This window comes from Erwinia sp. S38 (genome assembly GCF_016624545.1).
In the GTDB taxonomy this organism is placed as follows: Bacteria; Pseudomonadota; Gammaproteobacteria; order Enterobacterales; family Enterobacteriaceae; genus Erwinia; species Erwinia coffeiphila.
In genome coordinates this window covers 113,887-132,306 of record NZ_JACVTS010000017.1, presented here as the reverse complement: position 1 = coordinate 132,306, position 18,420 = coordinate 113,887, and the positions used below count along the sequence as shown (strand labels likewise).

At 56.2% G+C, this 18,420-nt stretch carries 21 protein-coding genes; 16 read left to right on the top strand and 5 right to left on the bottom strand.

Annotated features, from left to right (window positions below; genetic code table 11):
- Window positions 1-91 precede the first annotated feature (91 nt).
- The 7 genes from IBT46_RS18755 to IBT46_RS18725 are packed head-to-tail and all read left to right on the top strand — an operon-like array spanning window position 92 to window position 3,890.
- Window positions 92-661, top strand: a complete 570-nt coding sequence (locus tag IBT46_RS18755) for a 3'-5' exonuclease (protein ID WP_200546882.1) — start codon at window positions 92-94, stop codon at window positions 659-661.
- The gene (locus IBT46_RS18750; RefSeq protein ID WP_200546881.1) at window positions 658-1,152 is read left to right on the top strand and encodes a hypothetical protein; all 495 of its coding nucleotides are present in this window, start codon (window positions 658-660) and stop codon (window positions 1,150-1,152) included. The genes IBT46_RS18755 and IBT46_RS18750 overlap by 4 nt, the downstream gene beginning before the upstream one ends.
- Window positions 1,149-1,430: a hypothetical protein gene (locus IBT46_RS18745; RefSeq protein ID WP_200546880.1), complete on the top strand. Its 282-nt coding sequence runs from the start codon at window positions 1,149-1,151 to the stop codon at window positions 1,428-1,430. The genes IBT46_RS18750 and IBT46_RS18745 overlap by 4 nt, the downstream gene beginning before the upstream one ends.
- Window positions 1,423-2,163: a DUF2786 domain-containing protein gene (locus tag IBT46_RS18740; protein ID WP_200546879.1), complete on the top strand. Its 741-nt coding sequence runs from the start codon at window positions 1,423-1,425 to the stop codon at window positions 2,161-2,163. Before IBT46_RS18745 ends, IBT46_RS18740 begins: the two co-directional genes overlap by 8 nt.
- On the top strand, window positions 2,156-2,488 hold the full coding sequence (locus IBT46_RS18735) for a hypothetical protein (RefSeq protein WP_200546878.1): 333 nt from the start codon (window positions 2,156-2,158) through the stop codon (window positions 2,486-2,488). Before IBT46_RS18740 ends, IBT46_RS18735 begins: the two co-directional genes overlap by 8 nt.
- A gap of 42 nt (window positions 2,489-2,530) precedes the next feature.
- A complete protein-coding gene (locus IBT46_RS18730) occupies window positions 2,531-2,782 on the top strand; it encodes an excisionase (protein ID WP_200546877.1) in 252 nt (83 codons plus the stop codon).
- Window positions 2,757-3,890, top strand: coding sequence for a phage integrase Arm DNA-binding domain-containing protein (locus IBT46_RS18725; RefSeq protein WP_200546876.1), 1,134 nt, complete (start codon window positions 2,757-2,759; stop codon window positions 3,888-3,890). The genes IBT46_RS18730 and IBT46_RS18725 overlap by 26 nt, the downstream gene beginning before the upstream one ends.
- A 121-nt stretch (window positions 3,891-4,011) precedes the next feature.
- Here the strand turns inward: IBT46_RS18725 and icd are convergent, their stop codons facing one another.
- Window positions 4,012-5,262, bottom strand: coding sequence for an NADP-dependent isocitrate dehydrogenase (gene icd / locus IBT46_RS18720; RefSeq protein WP_200546875.1), 1,251 nt, complete (start codon window positions 5,260-5,262; stop codon window positions 4,012-4,014).
- A 102-nt stretch (window positions 5,263-5,364) separates the two neighbouring features.
- Between icd and rluE the strand changes: the two genes are divergently transcribed.
- The 8 genes from rluE (at window position 5,365) to IBT46_RS18680 (ending at window position 13,404) form a co-directional block, all read left to right on the top strand.
- Entirely contained in the window at window positions 5,365-6,021 is a 657-nt protein-coding gene (gene rluE, locus IBT46_RS18715; RefSeq protein ID WP_200546874.1) for a 23S rRNA pseudouridine(2457) synthase RluE, read from the top strand.
- A 45-nt stretch (window positions 6,022-6,066) separates the two neighbouring features.
- The gene (locus tag IBT46_RS18710; RefSeq protein WP_200546873.1) at window positions 6,067-6,540 is read left to right on the top strand and encodes an NUDIX domain-containing protein; all 474 of its coding nucleotides are present in this window, start codon (window positions 6,067-6,069) and stop codon (window positions 6,538-6,540) included.
- A 188-nt stretch (window positions 6,541-6,728) separates the two neighbouring features.
- Window positions 6,729-7,838: a tRNA 2-thiouridine(34) synthase MnmA gene (gene mnmA / locus IBT46_RS18705; RefSeq protein WP_200546872.1), complete on the top strand. Its 1,110-nt coding sequence runs from the start codon at window positions 6,729-6,731 to the stop codon at window positions 7,836-7,838.
- A gap of 36 nt (window positions 7,839-7,874) precedes the next feature.
- Window positions 7,875-8,519, top strand: a complete 645-nt coding sequence (gene hflD / locus IBT46_RS18700; RefSeq protein ID WP_105592774.1) for a high frequency lysogenization protein HflD — start codon at window positions 7,875-7,877, stop codon at window positions 8,517-8,519.
- 29 nt (window positions 8,520-8,548) lie between these two features.
- Window positions 8,549-9,919: an adenylosuccinate lyase gene (purB, locus tag IBT46_RS18695; protein ID WP_200546871.1), complete on the top strand. Its 1,371-nt coding sequence runs from the start codon at window positions 8,549-8,551 to the stop codon at window positions 9,917-9,919.
- Between the two features lie 119 nt (window positions 9,920-10,038).
- Window positions 10,039-10,707, top strand: a complete 669-nt coding sequence (gene phoP, locus IBT46_RS18690) for a two-component system response regulator PhoP (protein WP_105592776.1) — start codon at window positions 10,039-10,041, stop codon at window positions 10,705-10,707.
- A gap of 4 nt (window positions 10,708-10,711) precedes the next feature.
- Window positions 10,712-12,184: a two-component system sensor histidine kinase PhoQ gene (phoQ, locus tag IBT46_RS18685; RefSeq protein WP_200546870.1), complete on the top strand. Its 1,473-nt coding sequence runs from the start codon at window positions 10,712-10,714 to the stop codon at window positions 12,182-12,184.
- Window positions 12,185-12,276: 92 nt separating this feature from the next.
- Window positions 12,277-13,404, top strand: coding sequence for a cupin domain-containing protein (locus IBT46_RS18680; protein WP_200546869.1), 1,128 nt, complete (start codon window positions 12,277-12,279; stop codon window positions 13,402-13,404).
- 80 nt (window positions 13,405-13,484) lie between these two features.
- Here the strand turns inward: IBT46_RS18680 and pepT are convergent, their stop codons facing one another.
- Both pepT and IBT46_RS18670 read right to left on the bottom strand, forming a co-directional pair.
- Window positions 13,485-14,723 (bottom strand): peptidase T, encoded by a 1,239-nt coding sequence (gene pepT / locus IBT46_RS18675; protein ID WP_200546868.1) that lies wholly within the window; start codon window positions 14,721-14,723, stop codon window positions 13,485-13,487.
- 90 nt (window positions 14,724-14,813) lie between these two features.
- A complete protein-coding gene (locus IBT46_RS18670) occupies window positions 14,814-15,374 on the bottom strand; it encodes a cupin domain-containing protein (RefSeq protein ID WP_200546867.1) in 561 nt (186 codons plus the stop codon).
- A gap of 99 nt (window positions 15,375-15,473) precedes the next feature.
- Between IBT46_RS18670 and IBT46_RS18665 the strand changes: the two genes are divergently transcribed.
- Window positions 15,474-16,655 (top strand): benzoate/H(+) symporter BenE family transporter, encoded by a 1,182-nt coding sequence (locus IBT46_RS18665; protein ID WP_200546866.1) that lies wholly within the window; start codon window positions 15,474-15,476, stop codon window positions 16,653-16,655.
- Here the strand turns inward: IBT46_RS18665 and cobB are convergent, their stop codons facing one another.
- Together cobB and nagK are read right to left on the bottom strand one after the other, a co-directional pair.
- Window positions 16,656-17,495 carry a Sir2 family NAD+-dependent deacetylase gene (gene cobB, locus IBT46_RS18660; protein ID WP_105592782.1) on the bottom strand — a complete coding sequence of 280 codons (840 nt, stop codon included), beginning with the start codon at window positions 17,493-17,495 and terminating at the stop codon, window positions 16,656-16,658.
- Between the two features lie 10 nt (window positions 17,496-17,505).
- Entirely contained in the window at window positions 17,506-18,417 is a 912-nt protein-coding gene (nagK, locus tag IBT46_RS18655; RefSeq protein WP_105592783.1) for an N-acetylglucosamine kinase, read from the bottom strand.
- Between the last annotated feature and the right edge of the window lie 3 nt (window positions 18,418-18,420).

Here is an 18,420-nt window from a genome sequence, read left to right as displayed (position 1 = left end):
GCGCCCACCAGCCCACTTATTAATAAATTCGGTTTGCTGAATTATTGCCACATCGGCAAGGGATTCGTGCAGACTGAAAACGGGAAATCACATGAACCACTTAATGATCGACCTCGAAACCATGGGCAATAAGCCCACTGCAGCAATCGTATCTATCGGAGCCGTTTTCTTTGAGCCAGATACCGGTGAAATCGGTAATACGTTTTATTCCAACGTTCAGCTGGAGAGCGAGACTGAATTAGGCGCATCGCTGGATGCCGGGACGATCATGTGGTGGTTACAACAATCAAGCGAGGCCCGCGCCGCCATCGCTTCTGCGTCGCTTCCTGTTGCGAAGGTTCTTTCAGATTTAACCCTTTTCGTTGCCGAATGCCGCACATCAACCAGCGTTCAGGTTTGGGGTAACGGCGCGACGTTCGACAACGTCATTCTTCGGTCAGCATACCAGCGCACACACTTAACCGCGTTCTGGCCATTCTGGAATGACCGCGATGTGCGCACGATGGTAGAGCTGGGCCGTCAGCTGGGTATCGACCCAAAGCGTGATATGCCCTTCCCCGGTGATCGTCACAACGCACTGGATGATGCTATCCACCAGGCGCAATACGTTTCCGTTATCTGGCAGAAGTTAGTCCCGGCCACCAGCGAGGTGCAGCCATGAACGGAAAAACCGAAGGATTAACTATTGGTCAGCTTGGCGAAATCAATGCTGGCCTACATGCAGAGGTTGCGCGGTTGAATGAGAAAGTGCGAGCGCTAGTTGAATTTAAGGACAAAGTTCGCCAGTCATTTCACATGGGCGATGCGGCGGAAGATTTTGCCATCTTCATCAATATCGAAAACACATTGCGCCGAAGCGACTGCCTTTCAGCTGTCGAGCGCGAGTTCTTCACCCGCGAAGTTCCAGACGAAGATTACCCTGATGAAATGGGCGAGGAGTGCAACCTCAGTTGGGGTAAAGCGCCTAGTGCATACGTCGCAGATTTCGCAGTAGAACTGCGCGAAGTGGGCGCGCGGGCGGTTGATAGTCATTCGCGTGACCAACGCAGTAACATCGGTAAAAAGCATAAAAACGATGCCGCGTCTGCGTATGCTTCCCGCGAAGCCGAGAGGTTTGCCGCCCGCATCCGAGCCGGTGAGGTTCAGCCATGATCCGCTGTGAAGTATGCCGCAAATTCTCAGGCGAGCCGCGCCAGCCGAAGGTCGGGGATATGGTTGATTTCACCATTGAGCGCGGGAATGGCCGCAATCGTCGTATCTCCGTTCGCACCGGCAAACTGATGCTGATTAAAAGCGATGGCTACAGCGTTATTTATCGCCAGACGGTTTACCACTCTGACGAAGTTTCCTGCCCTGATGACCCATCACCGTTAACACTGGCCTTCGTTGGCATGTGTGACTGTGTGCCTCTGGAGAATAGCCATGCGTGATGATAACGCTCGTAAAAAGTACATGGTGAAAATCCAGAAGCTGATGCGCCTTGCCAATAACACCAGCAGCCCGGAAGAAGCCGCCAGTGCCATTGCGAAGGCTCAGGCTTTCATGCGTGAGCACGGTATCAGCGACACGGAAGTGACTTTCTCGGAGATCAGTTCCAGTTCAAGCAAAGGCGCACCGAGCGATGCCAAGAAAATGCCTCTCTACATGTCGCATCTGGCTGTAACGATCGAGAAAGCCTTTGCCGTGAAATGTGTCTTCTCTTGGCGTATGTCATCACGATTGACACCTAAAAGAGTCGTCAGTTTCTACGGGCAGGATGGCCGCGACGTTGTTGCAGCGTACGCATTTGACGTGCTGAGCCGCCAGCTGCGTGCCGCTCGGAAAAGCTTTCAAGATACACATCTCAGGCGATACGTACGGAAGAATAAAGCCGCTCTGGCCGATAAGTTCTGCGAAGGGTGGGCGTCAGGTGCGTATCACGCCGTTAGCGCATTGGTTATTTCAGAGGAGCAGAGCCAGCAGATGCAGGCTTACTCAGAGAAGATGAAGTCTGATGGTGTGGCGGAAGCTAAAACACGCGAGGCTAAAAAATGTAATGGCCACCAGCAGGCGGCATGGCTGGGTTACAGCGAAGGGAAGAATGCCAGGATTCACCACGGTGTGAGTACAACGTATAAAGACCCGGAAGCTATCTGCTTTAGCCCTGGTGGCGATCATGGGTAAGTCCGCAGCAGAACGCAAAGCCGCGCAACGGGCACGGCTGGCTGCCGCCGGCACTCGCAAGCTGGAACTGCAGCTCGACCAGCAGGAGCTGGTTATGCTGGAGCAGAACTGCGCCGCCCGGCGGCCAGGTCGGGAACCGTATGAGCTTAACGAGTACGTCGCCATGCTGATCCGCCGAGATAACGCTGAGCTGCAGTACCTACTAAAAATGGTAGGTCATTGCGGCAAGTGCGGCGACAAAGCGCCGGTTACCAGCTGCCCGTGTACTGGAGAGGCGGCATGCTGGGTAACAAACGGATGGCAAAAACTCAAATTAACAGTGTGACATGTCACGATGATTTTCTGTTGCAGCAGATTGGGAGAGATTATGTCGAGAATGGTTAGCTTAGAAGATTGGGCTAAAGATGAGTTTGGCGATATGGCACCGGGTATTGCCACACTTCAGCGATATGCCAAAAGCAAAATGATGGCACCACCAGCAGTAAAAGTGGGGAGGAAGTGGATGATCGATCGCGAGGCCCGCTTCGCCGGAGTTTTAGCCCAACCAAAACTATCAGAAAAAGCACACCCAAAGCTCAGGAGTATAATAGAAGATGGCTTCAAGACCCCGAACACATAACATCACGATACCCAATCTGTATGCAAAACTGGATAAACGGACCAATCGTGTTTACTGGCAATATAAGCATCCTTTGACAGGGAGATTTCACAGCCTGGGTACAGATGCAGATGAAGCGAAACAAATTGCTACTGAGGCCAATAATATAATTGCTGAACAGCGCACTCGTCAGATACTCAGCGTTAATGAAAAAATTGCCAAAATGCGCGAGTCCCGCGAATTTATTTCGGTAACCACCTGGTTAGATCGCTATCTGTCTGTTCAACAAGATCGGATGAATGCCGGTGAAATAAAAATAAACTCGGTTAAGCAGAAGAACAAGCCAGTAGAACTCTTACGTCAGCACTGCGGAATGATGTATCTGAAGGATGTTACTGCTCTCGAAGTTGCAGAGATTGTTGATGCGGTAAAAGCAGAGGGTCATAACCGTATGGCTCAGGTCGTCAGGATGGTGATGATTGATATATTCAAAGAGGCTCAACATGCTGGACATGTTCCCCCTGGGTATAACCCTGGCCAAGCGACAAGGCAACCTCGTAATCGCGTCAAACGGCAGCGCCTCTCTTTAGATGAATGGAGAGCTATTTTCGCGGCAGCTGATAAACATCCTCCATACCTGAAGTCTGCAATGCTATTGGCAATAGTAACCGGCCAGAGGATCGGTGATATATCAAAAATGCAATTTTCTGATATCTGGGACGAGAGGCTGCATGTCACTCAGGAAAAAACCGGTACACGCCTGGCCATCCCACTTGATCTGACCTGCGCTGAGATAGGGATGTCCCTCAGGGATGTTGTGGCGATATGTCGTGACGCTGTGGTGAGTAAATATTTAGTCCACTTCAGACATTCCACCTCCATGGCTATGCGCGGAAGTCGTGTACCAGCTAACTCAATTACCACGACATTTAAGAAGGCCAGGAATAAATGTGGAATTGAATGGGAAGATGGAACTGCACCGACATTCCACGAACAGCGCTCTTTGTCAGAACGTCTTTACCGATCTCAGGGTATTGATACCCAGCAATTGCTTGGTCACAAAACGCAAAAAATGACAGACAAATACAACGATGACCGGGGGAAAGACTGGATAGAGATAGCCATCTAAACGGCTCATTTCTTGAGCAGTTTTGGGGAAGAGTTTTGGGGAAGTTTTGGGGAACGCTTTTCAGCACAACAAAAACGGGGGCCAAATCGGCCCCCGTCTTCACAACCATCAACGGCACATATTACATGTGGCTGATAATTGCATCGCCAAACTCTGAAGATTTCAGCAGTTTAGCGCCGTCCATCAGACGCTCGAAGTCATAGGTCACGGTCTTGGCAGCGATTGCGCCTTCCATGCCTTTAACGATCAGGTCTGCGGCTTCGAACCACTCCATATGGCGCAGCATCATTTCTGCGGACAGGATTACGGAACCTGGGTTCACTTTATCCTGGCCAGCGTACTTAGGTGCAGTACCGTGGGTGGCTTCGAACAGTGCGCATTCGTCACCGATGTTTGCGCCCGGAGCAATACCAATACCGCCAACCTGTGCCGCCAGGGCATCAGAGATGTAGTCACCGTTCAGGTTCATACAGGCAATAACGTCATACTCGGCTGGACGCAGCAGGATCTGCTGCAGGAATGCATCGGCGATCACGTCTTTGATAACGATCTCTTTGCCGGTGTTCGGGTTCTTGATTTTCACCCACGGGCCGCCGTCGATCAGCTCGCCGCCGAACTCTTCGCGTGCCAGAGCATAGCCCCAGTCCTTGAAAGCGCCTTCGGTGAACTTCATGATGTTGCCTTTGTGAACCAGGGTTACGGAATCACGGTCGTTAGTGATTGCGTATTCGATGGCCGCACGAACCAGACGCTTAGTACCGGCTTCAGAGCACGGCTTAACGCCGATACCGCACTGCTCAGGGAAGCGAATTTTCTTCACGCCCATTTCATCACGCAGGAACTTGATCACTTTATCCGCTTCCGGCGTGCCCGCTTTCCATTCGATACCGGCATAGATATCTTCGGAGTTTTCGCGGAAGATCACCATATCGGTGTCTTCAGGGCGTTTAACCGGGCTTGGCGTACCGGTGTAGTAACGAACCGGGCGCAGGCAGATGTAGAGGTCAAGCTGCTGACGCAGCGCAACGTTCAGGGAACGAATACCACCGCCGACTGGGGTAGTCAGTGGGCCTTTGATAGCCACGCGGTATTCTTTAATCAGATCGAGGGTTTCCTGCGGCAGCCAAACGTCCTGGCCGTAGAGCTCTACCGATTTCTCACCGGTGTAAATTTCCATCCAGGAAATTTTACGCTCACCGTTATAAGCCTTCTGCACAGCGGCGTCGACAACTTTGATCATCACTGGAGAAACGTCCACACCAATGCCATCACCTTCGATGAATGGGATGATTGGATTGTTTGGTACGTTCAGTTTTCCCTTTTCCAGGGTGATTTTCTGACCTTCCGCCGGAACAACTACTTTGCTTTCCATTAACCTCTCCTTCGAGCGCTTTTTTTGTTAATGACTTGTAAGATGCGCGTCAATACTACTTGAATATTGACTCCGCGCCAATCATCTCAGGATTGCGGTATAATGCGCTTATTGTTTCTAAGTGCAAAGACCATGCGAAAATCTTCTGTTAACCCTCACCGCGTTAAGCGGAACAGCCCGCGCCAGGCCGCTAAACCCGTCGATAAAGGGCCGCGCTCGGTGATTTTATTTAACAAACCGTTCGATGTTCTGCCCCAGTTCAGCGACGAGTCCGGGCGGCGCACGTTGAAAGATTATGTGCCGCAAACGGGTGTTTATGCGGCCGGTCGGCTGGATCGCGACAGCGAAGGACTGATGGTGCTGACCAACGACGGTGCGCTACAGGCCAAACTGACCCAGCCGGGAAAACGTACCGGAAAGGTCTATTTTGTTCAGGTTGAGGGTGAACCCGCTGAAAGTGACCTGCTGCCGTTTCGCCACGGCTTAACGCTGAAGGATGGCCCCACCCTGCCCGCCCGGATTGAACGGGTTGCTGAACCCGACTGGCTTTGGCAGCGCGAACCGCCGATCCGCGAGCGGAAGTCGATCCCCACCAGCTGGCTGAAGATCACCCTGTTTGAGGGGCGTAACCGCCAGGTACGGCGAATGACAGCCCATATCGGTTTCCCTACCCTGCGTTTAATTCGCTTTTCGATGGGCACGCTACAGTTAGAGGGACTGGCCCCGGGCGAATGGCGCGATATCAGCCATCTGATCTGACTCTGCGCGTGGAAGCCGCACGCCGTTAACTTTAAGGAGCTACTCATGTTCAAACCGCACGTGACCGTCGCCACCGTCGTTCAGGCCGAAGGACAATTTCTGGTTGTTGAAGAACGGGTACGCGGCCGCGCCACCTGGAACCAGCCGGCAGGCCATCTGGAAGCCAATGAAACGCTACTACAGGCCGCCGCGCGTGAGCTGTCGGAAGAGACCGGTATCGAAGCCGTGCCGCAGGCGTTTCTCGGCATGCATCAGTGGATTGCACCGGACAATACGCCGTTTCTGCGCTTCCTGTTTTGCCTCGATCTGCCTGCTATCGTTGAAACCTACCCGCAGGACCGCGACATCGATCGCTGCTGGTGGCTGCCGCCGGAAGAGATCCTGACGTCGAAAAAACTGCGCTCGCCGCTGGTGGCCGAAAGTCTGCGGGTTTATCAGCACGGCCCGCGCTATCCGCTGTCGATCCTCAGCGCCTTCCGGTGGCCGTTTAGCGAGGATGCGCCCGCCGCCGGTGCATGATAGAATGCTGCCGCAATTTTATCAGAGTCGCCTTTAACGACTCCTGGTGCCCGAAAATCCCCCAATACGGTAAAGCGGCAGTTTTTAGTATCGCGCCAGATCGATCCCGGTCTGCGACTGCGACAGATCAAAACCGCCGGTGCGCTCGGGTTTGGGGATAAGGGTAAAAACTTTAAAGTCAGGTAATTATGTCTAACAGCCAGAAAAAAGTGATCGTCGGGATGTCCGGCGGCGTTGACTCCTCCGTTTCCGCCTGGTTACTGCAGCAGCAGGGCTATCAGGTTGAAGGCCTGTTTATGAAAAACTGGGAAGAGGACGATGGCGAAGAGTACTGCACCGCAGCAGACGATCTCGCCGACGCGCAGGCCGTCTGCGATAAGCTCGGCATCTATTTACACACGGTAAACTTTGCCGCCGAATACTGGGATAACGTCTTCGAGCACTTCCTCGCGGAGTACAAAGCGGGCCGCACGCCCAACCCGGATATTCTGTGTAATAAAGAGATCAAATTTAAAGCCTTCCTTGAGTTTGCCGCCGAAGATCTCGGGGCGGACTATATCGCCACCGGCCACTACGTGCGCCGTGCCGACGTTGATGGCAAAAGCCGCCTGCTGCGCGGCCTGGATGGCAACAAAGATCAGAGCTACTTCCTCTATACGCTGGGCACCGATCAGATCGCGCAAAGCCTGTTCCCGGTGGGCGAGCTGGAAAAACCGGAAGTGCGTCGCATCGCAGAACAGCTGGAGCTGATTACCGCGAAGAAGAAAGATTCCACCGGCATCTGCTTTATCGGCGAGCGCAAATTTACCGAGTTCCTTGCGCGCTATCTGCCCGCACAGCCAGGCCCGATTGTGACCGTGGCCGGGGACACCGTCGGTCAGCATCAGGGTCTGATGTATCATACGCTCGGCCAGCGCAAAGGGCTGGGCATTGGCGGCACCAAAGATCACAGCGAACAGCCGTGGTACGTGGTGGATAAAGACGTGGCGAATAATGTGCTGATCGTCGCCCAGGGCCACGATCACCCGCGCCTGATGTCGGTTGGCCTGATCGCTCAGCAGCTGCACTGGGTGGATCGCGAAGTGCTTCGCACCCCGCTGCGCTGCGTGGTGAAAACCCGCTACCGTCAGGAAGATATTCCGTGCACCATCACGCCGATCGACGATGAACGTATTGAGGTTCGTTTCGACGAGCCGGTCGCGGCGGTCACGCCGGGCCAGTCGGCGGTATTTTATCTTGATGAAGTCTGCCTCGGCGGCGGCATTATTGAACAGCGTCTGCCTCTGGTCAGTGCCTGATTCAGACGACGTGCAGGGAAGACAACAGGAGTCATCGTGGCGAAGAACTATTATGATATTACCCTGGCACTGGCCGGTATTTGCCAGTCCGCTCACCTGGTGCAGCAATTGGCGCACCAGGGCCAGTGCCCGCCGGAGGCGCTAAAGGTCTCGCTGAACAGCCTGCTGGATCTGAATCCCTCCTCCACGCTGGCGGTATTCGGTGACGATGAAGCCAACCTGCGCTTTGGTCTGGAAACCCTGCAGGCGGTGCTGAACAGCAACAGCCGTCAGGGGCTGGGCGCGGAGCTGACGCGCTATACCCTGAGCCTGATGGTGCTGGAGCGCAAGCTGAACGGCAACAAGGATGCGATGAACGAGCTGTCGCGGCGCATTGCGCAGCTCGATCGCCAGCTGGCGCACTACGGCCTGGAGTCTGATACCTTAGTCAGCGCCATGGCCGGGATTTATGTGGATGTGATAAGCCCGCTCGGGCCGCGTATTCAGGTCACCGGTTCCCCGGCGATCCTGCAGAATACGCAGGTGCAGAGCAAAGTTCGTGCGGCGCTGCTGGCGGGTATCCGCGCAGCGGTGCTGTGGCAGCAGGTTGGCGGTGGCCGCCTGCAGCTGATGTTTTCCCGTGGCCGTCTTGTTAACGAGGCGAAAGCGATTCTGGCCCGCCTGAACGGGACACCAACCTGATTTTTTTAACCGATCCTGGAGCAGCAACAATGGAATTATCCTCTCTGACCGCCGTCTCACCTGTTGATGGTCGTTATGGCGACAAAGTCAGCCCACTGCGTGGCATTTTCAGCGAATTCGGTCTGCTGAAATTCCGCGTTGAGGTTGAAGTTCGCTGGTTACAAAAACTGGCCTCCAACGCTGCGATCAAGGAAGTTCCTGCATTTGACGCCGACGCAAACGCTTTCCTTGATGCTATTGTCGCCGGATTCAGCGAAGAAGACGCCGCGCACATTAAGACCATCGAGCGCACCACCAACCACGACGTAAAAGCGGTTGAATACTTCCTGAAAGAGAAAGTGGAGAGCGTGCCTGCCCTGCATGCCGTGTCTGAGTTTATCCACTTCGCCTGTACCTCAGAAGATATCAACAACCTGTCCCACGCGCTGATGCTTGATACCGCGCGCCGCGACGTGATTGTGCCTTACTGGAATAAAATCATCGCCGCGGTGAAGGATCTCGCCGTGCAGTACCGCGATATTCCGCTGCTTTCCCGTACCCACGGCCAGCCAGCAACCCCGTCAACGCTGGGCAAAGAGATGGCCAACGTCGCTTACCGCTTCGAGCGCCAGCTGCGTCAGCTGGAGCGCATTGAAGTGCTGGGTAAAATCAACGGTGCGGTCGGTAACTATAACGCCCACATCGCCGCCTACCCGGAAGTGGACTGGCATCAGCTGAGCGAAGAGTTTGTCACCTCACTGGGCATCACCTGGAACCCGTACACCACGCAGATCGAGCCGCACGACTACATCGCCGAACTGTTTGACTGTATGGCCCGCTTTAACACCATTCTGATCGACTTCGATCGCGACGTCTGGGGTTACATCGCGCTGAACCACTTCAAACAGAAAACCATTGCCGGTGAAATCGGTTCTTCCACCATGCCGCACAAGGTGAACCCGATCGACTTCGAAAACTCCGAAGGTAACCTCGGCCTGGCCAACGCCGTCATGCAGCATCTGGCCAGCAAACTGCCGGTGTCCCGCTGGCAGCGCGACCTGACCGACTCCACCGTGCTGCGTAACCTCGGCGTGGGCGTGGGCTATGCGCTGATCGCCTATCAGGCGACGCTGAAAGGCATCTCCAAGCTGGAAGTGAACCGTGACCGTCTGCTGGACGAGCTGGATCACAACTGGGAAGTGCTGGCTGAGCCGATCCAGACCGTGATGCGCCGCTACGGCATTGAGAAGCCTTACGAGAAGCTGAAAGAGCTGACCCGTGGCAAGCGTGTTGATGCCGAAGGCATGAAGACGTTTATCGATGGCCTGGCCCTGCCGGAAGAAGAAAAAACCCGTCTGAAGCAGATGACGCCGGCCAACTACCTCGGCCGCGCTATCCAGATGGTTGATGACCTGAAATAATCCCCCGCCGGGCCGGCGCTAGTCGGCCCGCGTTAACCTGCGGTTTATTTGCTTTCTCCTATACTTCTGACAGTTTATGCTGCGTCTCAATGCAGTTCGAATCGATTAAGGATTAGGTTATGCGTGTGTTAGTCGTCGAAGATAACCCTCTGTTGCGTCATCATCTCGCCGTTCAGCTGCGCGAGATGGGTCATCAGGTGGATGCTGCGGAAGGCGCAAAAGAAGCGGATTATTTTCTCAATGAGCATACGCCGGACATTACGCTGGTCGATCTCGGCCTGCCGGATGAAGACGGCATGGCGATGATCCGCCGCTGGCGCAGCCAGGAAGTGCGTCAGCCGATTCTGGTGCTGACCGCCCGCGATGGCTGGCAGGCAAAAGTTGAAGCGCTGGAAGCCGGTGCCGATGACTACGTCACCAAACCGTTCCATATTGAGGAAGTGGTTGCCCGCATGCAGGCACTGATGCGCCGTAACAGCGGCCTGGCCTCGCAGATTATTACCCTGCTGCCGTTCCAGATCGATCTCTCCCGCCGTGAGCTGACGATTAACGAACAGCAGATCAAGCTAACCGCCTTTGAATACACCATTATTGAAACGCTGATCCGCAACGTCGGCAAAGTGGTCAGCAAAGATTCGCTGATGCTGCAGCTGTATCCCGATGCTGAACTGCGTGAAAGCCACACCATTGACGTCCTGATGGGGCGCCTGCGTAAGAAGATCCAGGCCGAACACCCGCAAGATGTGATTACCACGGTGCGCGGTCAGGGCTACCGTTTCGATCTCTGACGTGATGACGCTGCTACGGAAGATATTCCGCCGGAAAAAACCGCTGTCGCTGCGCGTGCGCTTCCTGCTGGCCACCGCTGCGGTGGTGCTGACCATGTCGCTCTCCTACGGCATGGTGGCGGTGATCGGCTACGTGGTGAGCTTTGATAAAAATACCTATCGCGTGCTGCGCAGCGAGAGCAATCTGTTCTTTACCCTCGCCCAGTGGCAAAACAACCGTTTGACGATCGTACAGCCGGAGCGGATGTCGCTGAACTTCCCGGCGCTGGTGTTTATTTATGACAATCGCGGCAAGCTGCTGTGGCAGCAGCGCGACGTGCCCGAAATCCGCAGTAAAATTCGCCGCGAATGGCTGAACAAGTCCGATTTTTACGAGATCGACACCAACAACTACACCAGTCGCAAGGTGCTGAGTAACGATCGCGATGCGCAGAATAAACTCAGCGCCTACGACGATGACGGCAATGACACCTTCACCCACTCGGTGGCGGTAAACCGCTACGAGGCTACCGTCAATCTTCCGGAGCTGACCATCGTGGTGGTGGATTCTATTCCGCAGGAGTTACAGCATTCCGACGTTGTCTGGTCGTGGTTCAGCTACGTACTGCTGGCTAATCTGCTATTGATTATTCCGCTGCTGTGGCTGGCGGCACACTGGAGCCTTCGCCCCATTGGCTCGCTGGCAGGCCAGGTGCGCGAGCTGGAAAACGGCGTGCGGGAAACGCTCGACCCGGCCCCGCCGCAGGAGTTAAAAGGGCTGGTACGCAACCTCAACATGCTGCTGGATAACGAACGGCAACGCTATACCCGCTATCGCACCACGCTCAGCGATTTAACCCACAGTCTGAAAACGCCGCTGGCGGTGTTGCAGACGACGCTGCGTTCACTGCGCGGCGGCCGCAATCTGTCGATAGAGCAGGCCGAGCCGATTATGCTGGAACAGATCAGCCGCATCTCGCAGCAGATTGGCTACTACCTGCATCGCGCCAGTATGCAGGCCGACCACCATGCCCTGAAGCGTGACCTGCACTCGGTGCCTGCCCTGCTCGACAGCCTGTGTTCGGCGCTGAACAAGGTGTATCAACGCAAAGGCGTGGTGCTGACGCTGGATATCTCCCCGGAGCTGATCTTCGTGGGCGAGCAGAACGATTTAATGGAAGTGATGGGCAACGTGCTGGATAACGCCTGCAAATACTGTCTGGAGTTTGTTGAAGTAACCGCCAGCCAGACTGATAACCAGCTGCAGCTGATCGTGGAAGATGACGGCCCCGGCATCCCGGAAAATAAACGCGACCTGGTCTTTGTTCGCGGCCAGCGGGCCGATACACTGCGGCCGGGCCAGGGCCTGGGCCTTGGCCTGGCGCGTGAAATTCTGGAGCAGTACGCCGGGGACATCAGCGCCAGCAGCAGCCAGCTTGGCGGAGCGCGGATGGAGATTGTGTTTCGTCGCCAGGAACTGCTGCAAAAGGATGAGTAAACTGCTTATGCGCAGACATTTGAGCGAGACGATACACAGTCAGGCCCGCGCGCTGTTATAATCGATCCACTTTTGCGCTTCAGGAAACCCTCATGGATTATCAACTCGATCTCGACTGGCCCGATTTTATTCAGCGCTACTGGCAAAAACGGCCGGTAGTGCTTAAGCGCGGTTTCAAAAATTTCGTCGACCCGATTTCTCCCGACGAACTGGCCGGGCTGGCAATGGAAAATGAGGTGGACAGCCGCCTCGTCAGCCACCAGAACGGCAAATGGCAGGTCGGGCACGGCCCGTTCGAAAGCTATGATCATCTGGGCGAAAATAACTGGTCGCTGCTGGTGCAGGCGGTCGATCACTGGCACGAACCTTCTGCTGCGCTGATGCGCCCTTTCCGCTTCCTTCCCGACTGGCGTACCGACGATCTGATGATCTCCTTCTCGGTGCCGGGCGGCGGCGTGGGCCCGCATTTCGATCAGTATGATGTGTTTATCATTCAGGGAACCGGCCGCCGCCGCTGGCGCGTGGGTGAGAAAACCGAGCTGAAGCAGCACTGTCCGCACCCGGATCTGCTGCAGGTTGAGCCGTTTGACGCCATCATTGATGAAGAGATGGAGCCGGGCGATATTCTGTATATTCCACCGGGATTCCCGCACGAAGGCTATTCGCTGGAAAACGCCCTTAACTACTCCGTGGGCTTCCGTGCACCGAGCGGGCGTGAGCTGATCAGCGGCTTTGCCGATCACGTTCTGTCCCGTGAACTGGGCAGCTATCGCTTCAGCGATCCGGACGTGCAGCCTCGCGAAAACCCGGCAGAAATCCTGCCTGCCGAGCTGGCGGGTATCCGCCAGATGATGCTGGACGTTATCGACCAGCCGCACCAGTTTAATCAGTGGTTTGGTGAGTTTATTTCGCAGTCGCGCCACGAGCTGGATATCGCGCCACCGGAGCCACCGTATCAGCCTGATGAAATCTACGACGCACTTCAGCAGGGCGACTCGCTTTCACGCCTCGGCGGTCTGCGCGTCGTTTCGATCGGTGACGCAGTATTCATCAACGGTGAACAGCTTGAATCCCCGCACCGCGCAGCGCTTACCGCACTGGCCAATCAGCTGACGCTGAACCAGGAAGCGCTTGGCGAAGCCCTGGACGATCCGTCATTCCTCGCCCAGCTGGCAGCGCTGGTCAACAGCGGCTACTGGTACTTCGGCGACGAAGAGTAAGACGCCTGAGAGCGGATGCCGTGAATAACGCGGCATCCGCCCTTTCGACTGCGGTACAGAGTCACAGAATCAACGCATTTTCAGGTGGATGCCTTCGCCTGCTCCGCCGTCAGTGTGGCAATCCGTTCGATAACCTGCACCGCTTTCTCCATATTATCCAGCGACGCAAATTCATGCCTGCCGTGGTAATTATAGCCGCCGGTGAACAGATTCGGGCAGGGCAGCCCCATATAGGAGAGCTGTGAACCGTCGGTCCCGCCGCGAATCGGCTTAACCAGCGGGTTAATATCGCAGTCGCGCATCGCCTGGAGTGCCAGGTCGATACTTTGCGGACAGGCTTCCACCTTCTCGCGCATATTAAAATAGCTGTCCTCAATCACCAGCTCAATCAACGCCGAGTGCGGCAGAGACTGCTGTATCCGCTGCGCAATATCCTGCATCAGCGTTTTACGCCGGGCAAAGCTCTCGCGGTCAAAATCGCGGATGATGTAGTGCATCTCCGCCCGGTCGACCGCGCCCTTAATCCCGTGCAGATGATAGAAACCTTCGTAACCGGCGGTTTTTTCCGGCACTTCCTCCGGCGGCAGCGCCTGGTGGAAGCGCGTGGCCAGATCGAGCGCGTTGACCATCACGCCTTTAGCCGTGCCGGGATGCACGTTATTACCGGTGATTTTTACCGTCACCGATGCGGCGTTGAAATTCTCATACTCAAACTCCCCCAGGCCACTGCCGTCAACGGTGTAGGCCCAGTCGGCGCCAAAGGCCGCTACGTCAAAGAAGTGCACGCCTTTACCAATTTCTTCGTCGGGCGTGAACGCCACGCGGATCTCGCCGTGCAGCCGTTTGCCCTCAATCAGCCTCGCCAGCGCGGTCATGATCTCCGCTATACCGGCTTTATCATCGGCACCCAGCAGGGTTTTACCGTCGGTGGTGATCAGCGTATGGCCGTGCAGCTCGTGCAGAACAGGGAACATCACCGGCGAGAGGATTTCATCGCCAATTCCTAATGCAATATCACCACCGCGATAGTTTTCAATGACCTGTGGTGAGACGTTTTTACCGGTGAAATCCGGCGATGTATCAACGTGGGAAATAAAGCCAATCACCGGCACCGGCCAGCTCACTGTTGATGGCAGCGTAGCCATCACAATGCCGTGCTCGCTGCAGCTGATATCACGCAGCCCCAAATCGTGTAATTCTTCGCAAAGCCGATCCGCCAGGCGCAACTGCCCTTCCGTACTGGGGACCTGACGAACGTTACCTTTAGATTGCGTATCCACAGCTACATAGTTTAAGAAGCGATCGAGTAATTTATTCATCTGTCGTCCCTCTGAATGCCAGTAATGATTATCATCATTAGGTAACCCATACATATTGTTTCAGGTCAGTTTAGTGTGCGGCGAAGGCCATTAGCGGTGTGGGTAATGAATTAAATTATAAAAACGCACCGGCTGCGCGCCGCCGTTGCGATAGGCATGGGGCCGATCGGCCTCGAACCGCAGTGCGTCACCGGTAGCAATCACTTGCCAGACATCGGCAACCCGCAGCTCCAGCTGCCCCTCAATGACAATAGCATGTTCAATCACTCCCGCTTCGTGGGGAGCAGACTCGCTTACGGCACCGGGCGCCAGTTCGATGACCAGCATCTCGAATCCGGTCGCAGCATCAAACGGGAACAGCGTCTGCACCTGCATCGCCAGATTAGGCTGACGAAATGCGGGTAATCCCTTCTGCTGTCTGGGGACATCATGCGGCGTATCCGGGCCGTCAATAAACAGGGAAAACGGCAGGTTAAAGCCGGTGGCAATTTTCCACAGCGTAGCAATCGTCGGGCTGGATTCCGCACGCTCTATCTGCCCCAGCATCGCCTTGCTCACGCCAGTGACTTCGGCAGCCTGGCTTAAACTCCACCCGCGCAGGCCACGCTGGGTTTTCAGCGTATGCGCCAGATGATTTTGCAGATCGTCCACACTTTTCCCTCCTGTTAACAGGGCGAGTATATCCGCTTGTGCGTTATAACGCACGATGCTAACTTGTGCGTTATAACGCACATTAATTCGGAACCTGCAATGCGCCCGCCCCTTTCAATACGCTATCTCACTCTCCCGGCGCTGATCGCCGGATTTGTTGCCGTGCTGGTGGGCTATACCAGCTCCGCCGCCATTATCTTCCAGGCTGCCGGAGCCGCCGGAGCCACGCCGCAGCAAACCGGCGGCTGGCTGACCATGCTGGGTCTGGGTATGGGTATCACTACCCTGACGCTTTCACTGTGGTACCGCACGCCGATTCTGACTGCCTGGTCGACGCCGGGCGCGGCGCTGCTGGTGACCAGCCTGCCGGGCACCCCGATTAATGAAGCCATTGGCATTTTTATCTTCGCTTCGGCGCTGATTGTGTTCTGCGGCGTTACCGGACTGTTTGCGCGGCTGATGAATCATATTCCGCTGGCGATTTCCAGCGCCATGCTGGCCGGTATCCTGCTGCGCTTCGGCATTGACGCCTTTGGCGCTTTGCAGGTGAATTTCGCCCTCAGCGGGACAATGTGCCTGGTTTATCTGCTAACCCGCCGCTTTACGCCGCGCTACGCCATCGTACTGACGCTGTTCGCGGGGCTGGCGGTGGCCGCGATGCAGGGAAATATCCACGTTAGCGGCGGCCAAAGTATGGTGATGCCCGAATTTATTGCTCCGCACTTCACGCTATCCAGCCTGCTGGGCATTGGCATTCCGTTCTTTGTGGTCACCATGGCATCGCAGAATGCCCCGGGTATCGCCACGCTCAAAGCCGCGGGCTATCAGGTGCCGATCTCGCCGCTGATTGCCTGGACCGGTGCCACGGCGCTGATCCTCGCCCCGTTCGGCGGATTTACCTTCTGCATTGCGGCAATAACCGCGGCGATTTGCATGGGGCCGGAGATCCACAGCGATCCGCAGCGTCGCTACATGGCAGCAGCGGCGGCGGGCGTGTTTTACATTATTGCCGGGATTTTTGGCGGGGCCATCAGCGGGCTGTTCACCGCGCTACCGCTGGCGCTGATCCATACCATTGCGGGCCTGGCGCTGCTGGGCACAATTGCCGGCAGTCTGCAGCGGGCGCTGAGCGATGAGAAACAGCGGGACGCCGCGGTAATCACCTTTCTGATTACCGCTTCGGGCGTCACGCTGGTGGGGGTGGGTTCCGCATTCTGGGGACTCTGCGGCGGCGTTATCGCCCATCTGATTTTTTCGTTGCCAAAACATAAAGCGGCTTAATCACGCCTGGCGTCCAAGATTACTCAGCAGCCCGCGTACCCAGGCGGGCACCACTTCGCTGGCGAGGCCGTAGTTCTTCTCGTCAAACTCACTGCCAACCTGGCTTGGCTCCAGGTTCAGCTCAACGGTATGTGCGCCCTGTAAACGGGCCTCATGCACAAACCCCGCTGCCGGGTAGACGTGCCCGGAAGTGCCAATCGCCACAAAATAATCCGCATCGGCCAGCGCCTGATAAATCTCATCCATTTGCAGCGGCATTTCGCCAAACCAGACAATATGCGGACGCAGAACCGCAGGGAACTGGCAGCAGTGGCAGCGGTCATCAGGCTTCACGTCTTCGGTCCAGTGCAGGATCTGGCCGCTGCCGGTGCAGCGCACCTTCAGCAGTTCACCGTGCATATGGATGATATTGCGGCTTCCCGCACGTTCGTGCAGATTATCGATGTTCTGTGTCACCAGCAGGAAATGGTCACCCAGCACGGCTTCCAGCTCGGCCAGTGCGGCATGAGCGGCGTTCGGTCTGACCTCCGGCTGCTGTAGCTGGCTGCGGCGCGCATTATAAAACGCCTGCACCCGCTGCGGGTTACGCGCAAAGCCTTCCGGCGTGGCAACATCTTCCACTTTATGCTCTTCCCACAGACCGTCCGCCGCGCGGAAGGTGCGGATACCGGACTCCGCAGAGATCCCCGCACCGGTCAGCACCACCACGCGCGGCAGCGGCTGACGTGAAATTTCAAGATTACGATCGCGCTCAAAAATACGCTGACGAAAGCGCTGATGAACCTGACGGCGGTTTTTTTTGTAGCGGGCCAGTCGTAAGCGACGGCGGGGTGTGCGCATAGTCGATCCTCTAATCCTTAATATGCAGGAATGCGGCACCGCGCATTCCGCCTGCGTCTCCATGGCGCGCTTTGGCAAAGCGCGGTGGTTTGGCGACCGGCAGCAGCAGGGGGGCAACCCGTTCCGCCAGGCCGTCATACAACGCATCAAAATTGGACAGGCCGCCGCCAAGCACCACCAGATGCGGGTCCAGCAGAGTCAGCAGATTGCCCAGGCATACCGCCAGCAGCTGACGATAGCGTTCGGTGTGTGCCAGCGCATCAGCATCTCCCTGATAATAACGGGTGATTATCTCCTGCGCACTGAGAGTCTGGTGATAAAAGTGCTGCCACAGCCAGGAAAATCCTGAACCTGAGAGGTATCCCTCAATACAGCCCTTCTTGCCGCAGCCGCAGGTGAGCAGCGGAATATCACGGCCCAGCACCTCCAGCGCATCCACCGGCAGACGCATATGCCCCATTTCCCCCACCACGTAGTTGCGGCCAGTGACCGGCTTGCCGTCGACGATCACTCCCCCGCCGACGCCGGTGCCGAGGATCATACCAAGCACCACCGGATAGGCCTGAAACTCATCGTCCCAGGCTTCGGAGAGGGCAAAGCAGTTGGCGTCGTTATCGATACGGACTTCACGCCCCAGCCGCTGGCTGAGATCGGCACGCAGCGTGCGGCCCCTTGCGGCGGGCAGGTTCGCGCTGAATACCGTACCGTCGTCGGGCACCGGCAGGCCAGGAATACCCAGCCCCACGCTGCCCGCACAGCCGCAAAACGCATCGGCCTCTGCGGTCAGCGCCTGCAATACCGAGAGAAACTGCTCGTAATCCTGCGCCGGGGTAGCAACCCGTTTGTTCCAGATCAGCTCGCGCTGCGCGTTATACACGCCCAGCGCAATCTTGCTGCCGCCAATATCGAAACCGTAGTACATCCG